Here is a 12294-nt window from a genome sequence, read left to right on the forward strand (position 1 = left end):
AGGAGAACCCATGGCGACCCTGTGCCGTCCGGCCATCGCTGTGCCCGAACACGTCATCACGATGCAGCAGACCCTGGACCTCGCCCGCGAGACCCACGACGGCCACCCCCAGCGCGACCTGGTCCTGAGGCTCATCCGGAACACCGGCGTGCGGACCCGCCACCTCGTCCAGCCGATCGAGGAGACACTGCGCCACCCCGGCTTCGAAGTGCGCAACAGGGTGTACGAGGCCGAGGCCAAGAAGAGGGTCCCCGAGGTGGTGCGCACCGCGCTCGCGAACGCCGAGGTCGAGGCGGCCGGGATCGACCTCATCGTCTACGTCTCCTGCACCGGCTTCATGATGCCGTCGCTGACCGCCTGGCTGATCAACACCCTCGGCTTCCGGCCGGAGACCAGGCAGTTGCCGATCGCCCAGCTGGGCTGCGCCGCGGGCGGAGCGGCCATCAACCGCGCCCACGACTTCTGCCGGGCCTACCCCGAGTCCAACGTCCTCATCGTGTCCTGCGAGTTCTGCTCACTCCTCTACCAGCCCACCGACGTCGGCGTCGGATCACTGCTCTCCAACGGCCTCTTCGGCGACGCCGTCTCGGCTGCCGTCGTCCGGGGGGAGGGAGGCGCCGGAATGCGTCTCGAACGCAACGGCTCCCACCTGGTGCCCGGCACCGAGGACTGGATCTCCTACGCCGTCCGTGACACCGGGTTCCACTTCCTGCTCGACCGCCGGGTCCCCGGCACCATGGAGATGCTCGCCCCGGTGCTCCAGAACCTGGTCGACCTGCACGGCTGGGCCGTGCGGGACCTGGGCTTCTTCATCGTGCACGCCGGAGGGCCGCGCATCCTCGACGACCTGTGTCACTTCCTCCGGCTGCCGCCGGAGATGTTCCGCTACAGCCGGGCCACGCTCACCGAGCGGGGCAACATCGCGAGTTCCGTGGTCTTCGACGCCCTCGCCCGGCTCTTCGAGGACGGGGGCGCGGACGACGCAGCCCAGGGCCTCATCGCCGGATTCGGGCCCGGCATCACGGCCGAGTGCGCGGTGGGGCGGTGGGTGCGCGAGCCGGACCACCGGCCCGGGCCGGCAAGAGAGCTCCTCGGGTCGGGCGGAGCGGTTCCCGCGCCGGGCGGCGCGCTGCTCGGCCGGTAGCCCGGACCACCGTCACGGCCCGGTGGCGGGACCGGAGTCGTCCGGGCCCGCCACCGGGCCGCGGGAAAGACCAGGCACTCACTCGAAGCGCGTGGTGTCTCCCGCACCCTCGCGCACGATGGTGAGTTCGCCGTCCGAGAAGTCGATGACCGTGGTCGGTTCCGTCCCGCAGTCACCGCTGTCGACCACGGCGTCCACCTCGTGGTCGAGCCGCTCCTTGATCTCCCAGCCCTGCGTCAGCGGCTCCTCCTCGTCGGGCAGCAGCAACGTGCTGGAGAGCAGCGGCTCACCCAGCTCGCTCAGGAGCGCCTGCACCACGGCGTGGTCGGGGATCCGGACACCCACCGTCTTCTTCTTCGGGTGCAGCAGCTGACGCGGCACCTCCTTCGTCGCGGGCAGGATGAAGGTGTACCGGCCGGGGGTGGCCGCCTTGATCGCCCGGAAGACGTCGTTGTCGATCTGGACGAACTGGCCCAGCTGGGCGAAGTTCTCGCAGACGAGGGTGAAGTGGTGGCGGTCGTCGAGACGCCGGATCGACCGGATGCGGTTGATCCCGTCCCGGCTGCCCAGCCGGGCCCCGAGGGCGTAGCAGGAGTCCGTGGGATACGCGATCAGGGCGTCCGAACGGATGAGGTCGGCCACCGTGCTGATCGTGCGCCGCTGGGGGTTCTCGGGATGCACGTCGAAATACTTAGCCATCCGCCGATTCTACGGGTTGTCGTTACGGGGCGGCCCGCACCGCCCGCGGGGGTCCGCACCCCGCGACGCTCCGGCGGCGGCCCGGTGGGCGCTGCGGCAGAGTGGCGGTATGAACGACCTCAACGCCCTCGTGGACGAGCACCTCACCGCGGCGCGCTCCTCGCCGCACGGACGCAGCGCGCACCGTCTGCTCCAGCAGCCCCCGCTGCGCCAGACGGTCATCGCCCTCACCGCGGGTGCGGTCCTGGACGACCACAACGCGCCGCTCGCCGCCTCCCTCCTGGTGCTCCGCGGCGCGGTCCGCGTCACCGCGCCCTCCGGCGACGTGGAGCTGACCGCCGGCGCCCTCGCCCCGGTCCCGCGGGAACGGCACGGACTGGTGGCGCTGGAAGACGCGGTCGTCCTCCTCACGGCGGTCAACGAGTGACAAGCCGAGCGCGCCCGCGGCGGTGTACTCCCGCGAAACGGAGGCATGAGAGAAAGGACGGCACCGGCGGTGTGACCGTGCGACGATCACGGAAATCCGACGGGCCCCAACCCGTCCACGTCCCCCGGAGCGACGCGTGTCCAGCAAGTCCGTTCCCCGTGCCCGCGAGGCCGGTGACCACCGCCCGGGCGGCCGTACCGCCGCCTGGTCCGCCGCGCTGAGGCGGACACCCGTCTCCCTGTGGAACGACGACATATCCGACTGGGCCGCGGCCCAGACGTACTACGCCATCCTCGCCCTGCTCCCCGCGCTGCTCGTCACGGTCTCCGTCATCGGGCTGGCCAGCCCCCACGCCACGGCCGCGCTGATCGCGGACATCACGGCCTTCGCCCCGGCGGAGTCCGGAGCGGCCTTGCGCCAGCCGCTCCTCGCCGCCACCGAGCAGCGCGCCGCCGGCTGGGTCCTGGTCGCCACCGGCAGTGTCAGTGCCATCTGGTCGGCCTCCAGCTACCTCGCGGTCTTCCGCCGGGCGCTGCACGCCATGCACCACCAGCGCGACACCCGGCCGGCGCTGCGCAACGCGCACGCCATCGTCGCCTCGGCGATCGGTCTGCTCATCCTGTTGCTGACCAGCGCGTTCGTCCTGGTGCTCACAGGGCCGCTCGCCCGCTGGGCGGCCCGGCGGATCGGGCTGGCGGAGGCGGCGCAGACCCTGTGGTGGATCCTCAAGTGGCCGGTCATGCTGGTCCTGGTCACCTGCCTCATCACCGTCCTCTTCCGGACCGGGCCGCGCTCGGTGCGCGGGACGCGGCAAGGGCTTCCCGGGGGCGTGCTCGCCGCGGTGCTCTGGTTGGTCGCGTCCGCCGGATTCGCGCTCTACGCCACGCAGATCGGCACGTACAGCCGGCTCTACGGCTCCCTCGCCGGGCTCGTCGTCTTCCTCATCTGGGTCTGGTTCACCAACCTGGCGCTGCTGGCCGGAGCCCAGTTCAACGTGGAGCTGGCGGCGGAACGGAAGGCTCGGGCGGCCTGGCCGGCGGTGCCACCCCAGGAGGCCGGCGGCGGGGAGTGAGGGCGGTCCTTCCCGGGCGTCCGGCGAGGCATTCCGACGCCTTGTGGGAGCGCTCCCAAGATGGCATGCTCCCCGCCATGGGACACCCCGCACACATCCGCTCCTACCGTCCCGGTGACCGTGCCGCGCTCGGTGACATCTGCGTCCGGACCGCCGACAACGGTGGCGACTCCCGGCACCTGTACGCCGATCAGGAGCTGATGCCCACCCTCTTCGCCGCGCCCTACGCCTACCTCGAACCCGACCTGGTGTTCGTGCTGGACGACGGTTCCGGCCGGGCCGTCGGGTACGTCCTGGGGACGGCCGACACCACGGCCTTCGCCGCCGCGTTCCGGGAGCGCTGGCTTCCCCTGGTCTCCGACCGTTTCCCCGCCTCCGACGCCCCGCCCGCCACGCCGACCGAGGCGATGGTCGCGCTCCTGCACCGCCCCGAGCACATGCTCGGTCCGCAGGTCGCCGCCTATCCGGCCCACCTGCACATCGACCTCCTGCCGCAGTGGCAGCGCAAGGGCCACGGACGGGAGTTGATGCGTGCGTTCCTGGACGCGCTGCGGGCCAAGGGGGTCGAGGACGTGTACCTCTCGATGCTCACGGCGAACGAGCCGGCCAGGATCTTCTACGACCGGCTGGGCTTCCACGAGATCCACGTGCCCGACCCCGGGCCCCTGACCTACCTGGGCCGGACCACCGACAGCGCGGGACTGTAGGACACACCGCCGACGGCCCGCCGCACGATCGGTGCCGCCCCGGAAGCGCACCGCGACGGCGCCCCTCGAAGAGCCTCGACGAGGGGTGCGGCGGTGTGGAGGTGGGCAAGTACATCAGTGCGAGAGGCGCTACGGGCGGCGCGGAGCAGCACGGACGGAGGGGTGGGAGACGTGGCGGAACAGAGCGGGTGGCGCTTCTCGGACGACCGGGGCCGGGTGTCGGAGTCGCCGCGACTCCCCGGGCGGGTGCTGGCGTACGTGCAGGCGGGCGCCACCCTGTGGGACCTGGGGGTCCCCTCCTGGGGCCTCTTCGGCTCCGGGCACGACGGCCCGGACATCGACACGGCGAAGACGGGGGAGCTCCCGCTCGACGGCGTGCGCTACCTGGGGGCGGGTACCGCCCTCGACGCGGACGCCCTGCTGCGCGGCGCCCCCGACCTGGTGGTGGCCGTCAGTTACGGCGGGGGACAGGTGTACGGACTCGACCCGGACGCCGCCAAGCACCTGGAGGAGCAGGTGCCACTCGTGGTGATCGACGTCGGTCCGTCCCGCACGCTGGCCGCGATCTCCGCACGCTTCGCGGACCTGGCGCGCTCGCTCGGCGCACGTGGACTCCCACGGGCGGAGGAGGAGTTGTCTGCCGCCCGGACCCGGCTGCGCGCCACCGTCGCCGGCGGCGCGGTCCCGGTGACGGCGCTCTCCCCGGCCGGCCCGGAGCAGGCGTACGTCGCCCGGCCGGCCCAATGGCCCGAACTGGCGGTCCTCGAGGAGTTGGGCGTCGGTCTCGTCGAACCGCCGCCGGGCCCCGGCGTCAACTGGCACACCGCGTCGTGGGCCGAGGTGGCCGCGTCGGCGCCCCGCGTCCTGCTCACGGACGTCCGTGTCAACGCGGCGCCGCTGGACGGCCTGCGCTCCCAGCCCGACTGGGCCGCGCTGCTCGATGCCGGGACCCTCGTCGTGCCCTGGAACCCGGAGCCGCTCTGCAGCCCGCACGCACACGCCCGCTTCCTCACGCTGGTCGCCGACGCACTGGACTCCGTACGCGAGGAGTGAGACGGGGACGCGGGCGGCGGGAGCCAGGCCCGCGGCCCGTACGGACCGCCCCGTACGGCGGTCACGGATCGCGTGCCCGGGCCGGGGTGGAGAAGGTGGTCAGGACGACCGGGCATCCGTCCCGCCCCTTCCACCGGAAGAGGTGGGGACGGACGCCCTTCCGCCCCAGCCCCCGGGAGCCCCCGTGCAACAGGACAAACACCCCGACTACCGTCCCGTCGTGTTCCGCGACCGGTCTGCCGGATACGCCTTCCTCACCCGGTCCACGGCGACCAGCGAGCAGACCATCACCTGGGACGACGGCGAGAGTTACCCCGTCGTCGACGTCGAGATCTCCGCCGAGAGCCACCCCTTTTACACCGGCCGCGCACGGGTCGTCGACGCCGAGGGGCAGGTGGCCAAGTTCGAACGGCGATACGGGGAAGCGGGACGTGAGGAAGGTTCCTGAGCGCAGGTCCTGCCCTTGGTTCCGCTCCCGCGGCGTCCGTTCCGCGACGGCCGCGTCGCGTACTCCGGCCGGTTGCCCGGAGGGAGCGGAACGCGGTGTACGCCCCCGCGACGGCAGGAAAGTGACCGATCGGCGCGCGCTGCGCCACCGGTTGGGCCGATCTCCACTCGTACAGGCGAGCGTCAAGCACCCGTTCGGGCTAGTCGAACGCATCCTCGCGGTCCCTCGCACCGTTCGCATGACAGGGTACGGACCGATCAGGGGAGTGGGGGGACGGGTGACGAGCGTACGGACGGCGGTGCTGGAAGGCGTCGCGGGGTGGGTGCCGGGACAGCCGGTGGGCAACGACGCGTTGCCGCAGGCGTGGGGCGTGGACGACGCATGGGTGCGCCGTCGCACCGGCATCGTGAGCCGGCACCGGGCCGGCCCCGGACTCTCCACCTCGGACCTCGCCCACGAGGCGGCCCGCCGGCTCGTCGACGGGTCCGTGCCGGGTCCGGTGGACGCGCTGGTGCTCGCCACGGCCACCCCCGACCACCTCTGCCCCGGTACGGCGCCCGCCCTCGCCGCCCGGCTCGGGCTGGGGACGGTCCCCGCGTTCGACATCGCGGCCGTCTGCAGCGGCTTCGTCTACGGACTCGCCGTCTGCCACGGGCTGGTCGCCTCCGGCCTCTACCGACGGATCCTCCTGGTGGGCGCGGACGTCTACTCCACCTGGCTCGACCCCCAGGACCGCTCGGCCGGCGTGGTCTTCGGCGACGGCGCGGGAGCCGCGCTGATCGCGGCCGGCCGCAGGGGCGACCCCGGCGAGATCCTCGCCTTCGACCTGGGCAGCGACGGTACGGGCCGTGACCTGATCACCGTGCCGGGGGGCGGTGCCCGGTCCCGCGCCACCGGCGGCGCGCCCGCCGAGGGCGACACCTTCTTCCGCATGCGGGGCCGCACGGTCTACGAGCACGCCGTGCCGCGCATGACCGCATCCTGCCGGACTCTTCTGGCGTCCGTGGGCTGGGATCCGGCCGACGTCGATCACTTCGTGCCGCACCAGGCCAACGGCCGCATCCTGAGCGCGGTCGCCGAACGGGTCGGCATCGGACCGGACCGCTGTGTCACCCACCTGGACCGTGTGGGCAACACCGGCGCCGCCTCCATCCCACTGGCGCTGGCGGACGCGGCGGACCGGGGGCGCCTGCGAGCGGGGGACCGCGTGCTGATCACCGCGTTCGGGGGCGGCCTCACCTGGGGCTCCGCGGCCCTGCGCTGGCCCGGTGCCCCGCCGCCCACCACCACGGAAGGAACGCCGGGGAGTCCGCGGACGACCACGACGGAAGGAACCGGGCATGTCGCAGTCGGCTGACAGGAGCACCAGGGCCATGTCCCCGAACCGGGACGCCGAGTCGGCGGACGCGCCCCGTCACCGCGCGCACCGCGGGAGTCCGGACGACGTGGCCGTCACCGGTCTCGGGGTGGTCACCCCCGCCGGGGCGGACGAGCACACCTTCTGGGCCGGGCTCTGCTCCGGCCGCGCCACGGCCCGCAGATGCGACGAACTCGCGGGCCTGCCGGTCGACTTCGCCTGCCCGGTGGAGGGCATCGACCTCGACGCGACGGTCGGCGGACGCTCCGTGTGGCGGATGGCGCGCTTCGTGAAACTGGCCCTCGTCGCCGCCCGGCAGGCGGTCGCGGACGCCGGACACGACCCCACGAGGTGGGACGGCGGCCGGGTCGGCGTGGTGCTGGGCGTCGGAGTGGGCGGGGTCTCGGTACTCGTCGACAACGCCCGCCGGCTCGCGGACGACGGGCCGGACGCCGTGTCGCCGCTGCTCGTCCCCATGATGATCCCGAACGCCGCCGCCGGGGAGGTGGCCATCGCGCTGGGGGCGCGCGGACCGAGTCTCGCCCCCGTCACGGCCTGCGCCTCCGGCGCGACGGCCATCGGTGTCGCCCGCGATCTGCTGAACACCGGCCAGTGCGACATCGTGGTGGCCGGTGGCGCCGAATCCGTGCTCACTCCGCTCGTCGTCACCGCGTTCGCACGGATGGGCGCCCTCTCCACCCGGTCGGACGATCCGGCGAGGGCTTCGCGCCCGTTCGCGGCCGACCGGGACGGCTTCGTCATGGGTGAGGGCGCCGCCATGCTCGTACTCGAACGCGAGCGGGACGTACGGGCCCGGGGCGGGCGTGCACGCGCCTTCCTCGCCGGGGCCGGGTCCAGCACCGACGCCTACCACCCCACGGCGCCCGAACCGGACGGCCGGGGCGCGCAACGCGCCGTCGAAGAGGCCCTGCGGCAGGCCGACTGGGCCGCCGGGGAGGTCGACCACGTCAACGCCCACGGCACGTCGACCCTGCTCAACGACGCGATGGAGGCCGCCCTCATCGGCCGGATCTTCCCGCACGCGCCCACGGTCACCGCGCCCAAGGGCGTCGTGGGACACACCCTCGCGGCGGCGGGGGCCATCGAGGCCGTGGCGACCGTGCTGACGCTGGAGCACCGGCTGGTACCCCCGATCGCCAATCTCGACTCGGTGACCGACGCGTTCGCGCTCGACTGCGTGGTGAAGGAGCCGCGCGCGCAGGAGGCCGAGACCGCCGTGAGCCACTCGTTCGGATTCGGCGGCCACAATGTCGCCCTGGCCTTCCGGCGCGCCTGACGGATCATCATGAAGGTGCCTACGCAGCGACGTCGGGGGGTGGGCGCGCCGGGCCCCGCAGGCGGCCCGCCCTCCCGCGACGAGCCCGCCGGCTCCACCTGGCGGTACTCCACCACGACCGGCGGCGCCGGGGGTGTCCTCCCCGTTCCGTGATCGTTCATCGTGCATGACCCCTCCTCCCGCCCCGGCGCCGTCCACCGCCGTCAGGGACGCCCTGACCACCGTGCTCTTCGGCCCCGACTTCCGCACCGAGCACGCCTTCTGGCGCAAGCTGACGACCACCGAGCCCTTCCGGCGCCGCACTTGTGCCACCCCCCGGGAACAACTCGATCTCGGATACGCACGATTGAGGCTGATCAACCGCTCGCTCGACAGCGCGGCCCGGCTCGCCTGCGACGTGCGCGCCCTCACCGCGCTGCACGAGTGGCTCGGGCCGGTCGACCCCACCCTCACGACCCTCGCGGGGATCCACTACAACCTCTTCCTCGGCAGCCTGCTCGACCACGACCCGGAGGGCCGCCGCGACCTCTCCGCCTACCTGCGGATGGACGAGGTCGGCACCTTCCTCTGTACGGAGGTCGCGCACGGCAACGACGTGACCGAGGTGGAGACGACCGCCACGTACGACCACGACCGTGACGGCTTCGTGGTGCGCACCCCGCACGCCCGTGCACAGAAGTTCATGCCCAACACCAGCGAGGCGGGCGGCCCCAAGAGCGGCCTGGTCGCCGCCCGGCTCGTCGTCGACGGGACGGACCACGGCGTCTTCCTCCTGCTGGTCCCGCTCACCGACGGGACCGGGACCCGCCCGGGTGTCCGGGTCCGCCCGCTGCCCGCCCGGATGGGGTCACCGGTGGACCACTGCCTCACCTCGTTCGACGACTGCTTCGTGGCTCGCACGGCGCTGCTCGCCGGAGTCCAGGGGCACGTCGGCGACGGCGGGGAGTTCGGCAGCGCGCTCGCGAGCAGACGGCGGCGCCTGCTCGTCTCCATCGGCAGGGTCACCCCCGGCAAGCTGGCCATGAGCGCCTGCGCGGTCGGTTCGGCGCGCGTCGCGCTCGCCCTCGCCGTGCGGTACGCCGGGCACCGCAGGGTCGCGGGCCCACGCGGTACCGGCAGTGTCCCCGTCTACGCCCACCGCACCCACCACGGCCCCCTGGCCGACGCGCTCGCGACGGTCTTCGCCATGAGCCTGTTGCACCGCCGGGCGCTCGACCGGTGGGAATCGAGTACGGACGCGGACGGCCGGGCGGACGCGGAACGCTTGGTCGCCGTCGCCAAGGGGTGGATCACCTGGCGGGCGCGGGACGTGATCGTCGAGTGCCGCGAACGCTGCGGTGCCCAGGGCCTGCTGGAACACAACGGGCTCGCGGAGCTGGTCACCGGTATCGAGGGCACCATCACCGCCGAGGGCGACAACCTCGCCGTGCAGGCCAAGGCCGCGGCCGAGATGCTGCTCTCGGCCCCGGACGCCGTTGGGGAGCGCTCCGGCGAGGGGGAGGCGCCGGTCGGCGATCTGCGCGACCCGGCCTTCCTGCGCGGACTGCTCGCCGACACGGAGGCCGCGTGGTTCGCCCGGGCCCGCTCGCGGATGAGTGCCGCCCCGCCCGGCGACGCGCTCGGGCGCTGGAACGCCGCTTCGGGCGCCGCCCTGCGGGGGGTGGAGGCGCACGCCGCGCGCCAGGCCGCCGAGGCGTTCGCGACGTCCCTGGCCGCCTTGCCGGAGGGACCCGCGCGCCGGCGGCTCGCCGAGGTCGAGCGGTTGTTCCTGCTGCGGCAGGCCGGCCGCGCGGCCGGGGAACTGCTGGCCGTCGGACGGGTGACGGCCGAACAGGTACGTGCCCTGCCCGACCTGTACGAGGAGGCGGTGGCCGCCGTCGCCGCCCACGCCCCCGCGCTGGTGGAGTCTTTCGCCCTGCCGGACGAGGTCTTCGCCGACCGCCCGATCGCGGGGGCTGCCTACGCGGACGCCCACGACGACCCCGCGGGCCCCTGGCACCGCACCCCTGTCCGTACGGCGGAAGGCGCCACCCGATGACGGGCGGCGGACGGACCCGGCGGCCACGCGAGGCGGCGGGTTCGCTGGGGACGAAAGCGGTCCTCCTGGCCTACTGGGGAACGGTGTTCGTCGTCTCGATGGTGCGGAAGAAGCCGCAGGTGGGCGTAGAGGAATCGGTTCGTCGGAGGGCGTAACCAGACGGGGCCGCGGCAGTTACCCGGGCATGGGACCGCTGAACGCGCCCGCCGTGCCCCGGCCGTGAGCCGCATACAAGAGGAAGATCATGAAGGCCATTCATCCGAAGATCGTCGGCGTGCTGACCGACACGTTCAAGGTGCCCCCGGCCGAGATCCACCCGGAGTCCACGATGGACAGCCTGGAGATGGACTCGCTCGCGGTGGCGGAGTTCGCCGTCATCATCAAGGAGAACCTCGGTATCCACACACCGGTCGACACCCTCCACCGGGACGCCACCCTGGCGGACATCTCGGAGTTCATCCGTGCGGCGTCCCGCCGCAAGGAGCCGGTGAGCAACGCCCGATGAAGCGGCCCGAGATCGCCGTCACCGGACTGGGCATGATCACCCCGGCCGGCAACGACACGGCGTCCACCTGGGAGGGCGTGCTCGCCGGGGTGTCCTCGGCCCGCACCGTTCCCGAACTCCGCGGGTGCGCGGTCGACTTCGCCTGCACGGTCACCGGCATCGACCTGGACGAGGCCGTCGGCGGCCGTACCGCCTACCGGATGGGCAAGTACGTCAAGTTCGCCGTGCTCGCCGCACGGGAGGCGGTGGCCGACGCGGGGCTCGACCCGGGCGGCTGGGACGGCGCCCGGGTCTCGGTCGTGGTGGGCACCAGCAGCGGGGGGTCGGCGGCCCTCTCCGAGCAGGCCGTGGTGCTGGACCGGCAGGGCGCCGAGGCGTCCTCACCGGCGGGCATCCTCCTCACCATCCCCAACATGCCGGCCGCCGAAATCGCGATCCAGCTCGGCGCCACCGGCCCCAGTCTGGCGCCGTGCACGGCCTGTTCCTCCGGGGTCACGGCCCTGTCGGTCGCCCGGGACATGCTGGTGAGCGGCCAGTGCGACATCGCCGTCGCCGGGGCCACCGAGTCGATCGTCTTCCCGGTGGCGATGACCGGCCTGGCCCGCTCCGGAGCCGCGGCCCTGCCCGACGGCGACCCGTCGCGGCTCTGCCGCCCGTTCGCCGAGGACCGCGCCGGCCTCGTCATGGGGGAGGGGGCCGCCATCATGGTGCTGGAGCGGGCCGAGGACGCGCTGGCCCGGGGAGCGGTACCCCGGGCCCTGATCGCCGGCACCGGGGCGACCACCGACGCCCACCACCCCACCAGTCCGCATCCCTCCGGCAAGGTGGCCGGAGCGGCTGTCGAAGCCGCCCTGCGGGATGCCGGCTGGTGCGCCGAGGACGTCGGCCACGTCAACGCGCACGGCACGGCGACCCCGCTCAACGACGCCACCGAGGCCGCCCTCATCGCCCGGGCCTACCCCCACCGGCCACCGGTCACCGCCCCCAAGGGGGTGCTCGGCCACTGCATGGGGGCGGCGGGTGCCATCGAGGCCGCGCTCACCGTGCTCACCCTCCAGCACCAACTCGTCCCGCCGATCGCCAACCTGGACGCCCCGGCGCCCGGGTTCGACATCGACTGCGTCACCAAAGCGCCCCGGCCCGTCCCCGTCCGCCGTGCCGTCAGCCACTCCTTCGGGTTCGGCGGCCACAACGCGGTGATCGCGTTACGTCTCCCCTGAGCGGTCGGAGCCGGAGGGAGCCGTCACACGATCACCGTCCGGGACCGCCCGGCCGCTCCGGTCCCGCGGGGCAGCCGTGCGGGACCGGAGCGGGGCCCGGAGCGCCCGGAAGGGCGTGATAGCTTCCCAGTGCCAGTCGTACTCCACACAGGGGTCAGGGAATCCGGTGCGAATCCGGAACTGACGCGCAGCGGTGAGGGGGACGGGCGGGGCCATGGCCACTGGGAGACCCACGGGTGTCCTGGGAAGGCGCCCCGTCCGCACGAACCCGAGTCCGAAGACCTGCTGGCGCCCTGCGCCCCGTACGGGACGCAGTACTCCGTACAA

11 protein-coding genes, 1 pseudogene and 1 riboswitch are annotated in these 12294 nt (G+C 73.4%); of the genes and pseudogenes, 11 read left to right on the plus strand and 1 reads right to left on the minus strand.

The features are described 5' to 3' along the window. Positions 1 to 4: 4 nt before the first annotated feature. Positions 5 to 1144: pseudogene (locus PZB77_RS31310) on the plus strand (type III polyketide synthase); the annotation flags it as partial. A 78-nt stretch (positions 1145 to 1222) separates the two neighbouring features. Here PZB77_RS31310 and PZB77_RS29500 read toward each other — a convergent pair. Next, on the minus strand, positions 1223 to 1843 hold the full coding sequence (locus PZB77_RS29500; protein ID WP_275495675.1) for an L-threonylcarbamoyladenylate synthase: 621 nt from the start codon (positions 1841 to 1843) through the stop codon (positions 1223 to 1225). Positions 1844 to 1952: 109 nt separating this feature from the next. On the opposite strand from PZB77_RS29500, the gene PZB77_RS29505 reads away from it, so the two are divergent. From PZB77_RS29505 to PZB77_RS29550, 10 genes are all read left to right on the plus strand, one after another. Further along, entirely contained in the window at positions 1953 to 2270 is a 318-nt protein-coding gene (locus tag PZB77_RS29505) for a cupin (protein ID WP_275495676.1), read from the plus strand. Positions 2271 to 2406: 136 nt separating this feature from the next. After that, on the plus strand, positions 2407 to 3342 hold the full coding sequence (locus PZB77_RS29510) for a YihY/virulence factor BrkB family protein (protein ID WP_275495677.1): 936 nt from the start codon (positions 2407 to 2409) through the stop codon (positions 3340 to 3342). A 77-nt stretch (positions 3343 to 3419) separates the two neighbouring features. After that, entirely contained in the window at positions 3420 to 4049 is a 630-nt protein-coding gene (locus PZB77_RS29515; RefSeq protein ID WP_275495678.1) for a GNAT family N-acetyltransferase, read from the plus strand. A 171-nt stretch (positions 4050 to 4220) separates the two neighbouring features. Further along, positions 4221 to 5102 carry an ABC transporter substrate-binding protein gene (locus tag PZB77_RS29520; protein ID WP_275495679.1) on the plus strand — a complete coding sequence of 294 codons (882 nt, stop codon included), beginning with the start codon at positions 4221 to 4223 and terminating at the stop codon, positions 5100 to 5102. 184 nt (positions 5103 to 5286) lie between these two features. After that, entirely contained in the window at positions 5287 to 5550 is a 264-nt protein-coding gene (locus tag PZB77_RS29525; RefSeq protein WP_275495680.1) for a type B 50S ribosomal protein L31, read from the plus strand. Between the two features lie 277 nt (positions 5551 to 5827). Beyond that, a complete protein-coding gene (locus PZB77_RS29530) occupies positions 5828 to 6907 on the plus strand; it encodes a beta-ketoacyl-ACP synthase 3 (protein ID WP_275495681.1) in 1080 nt (359 codons plus the stop codon). Beyond that, complete coding sequence (locus tag PZB77_RS29535) at positions 6891 to 8204, plus strand: beta-ketoacyl-[acyl-carrier-protein] synthase family protein (protein WP_275495682.1); 1314 nt, start codon at positions 6891 to 6893, stop codon at positions 8202 to 8204. Before PZB77_RS29530 ends, PZB77_RS29535 begins: the two co-directional genes overlap by 17 nt. A 166-nt stretch (positions 8205 to 8370) precedes the next feature. After that, positions 8371 to 10242: an acyl-CoA dehydrogenase gene (locus tag PZB77_RS29540; RefSeq protein ID WP_343299890.1), complete on the plus strand. Its 1872-nt coding sequence runs from the start codon at positions 8371 to 8373 to the stop codon at positions 10240 to 10242. Positions 10243 to 10486: 244 nt separating this feature from the next. Next, positions 10487 to 10747 carry an acyl carrier protein gene (locus tag PZB77_RS29545; RefSeq protein ID WP_275495683.1) on the plus strand — a complete coding sequence of 87 codons (261 nt, stop codon included), beginning with the start codon at positions 10487 to 10489 and terminating at the stop codon, positions 10745 to 10747. Then, positions 10744 to 11967, plus strand: coding sequence for a beta-ketoacyl-[acyl-carrier-protein] synthase family protein (locus PZB77_RS29550; protein ID WP_275495684.1), 1224 nt, complete (start codon positions 10744 to 10746; stop codon positions 11965 to 11967). Before PZB77_RS29545 ends, PZB77_RS29550 begins: the two co-directional genes overlap by 4 nt. Positions 11968 to 12083: 116 nt before the next feature. Next, positions 12084 to 12272: riboswitch (cobalamin riboswitch) on the plus strand. Positions 12273 to 12294: the final 22 nt, after the last annotated feature.

The sequence above is a fragment of the Streptomyces sp. AM 2-1-1 genome (genome assembly GCF_029167645.1).
Taxonomy (GTDB): domain Bacteria; phylum Actinomycetota; class Actinomycetes; order Streptomycetales; family Streptomycetaceae; genus Streptomyces.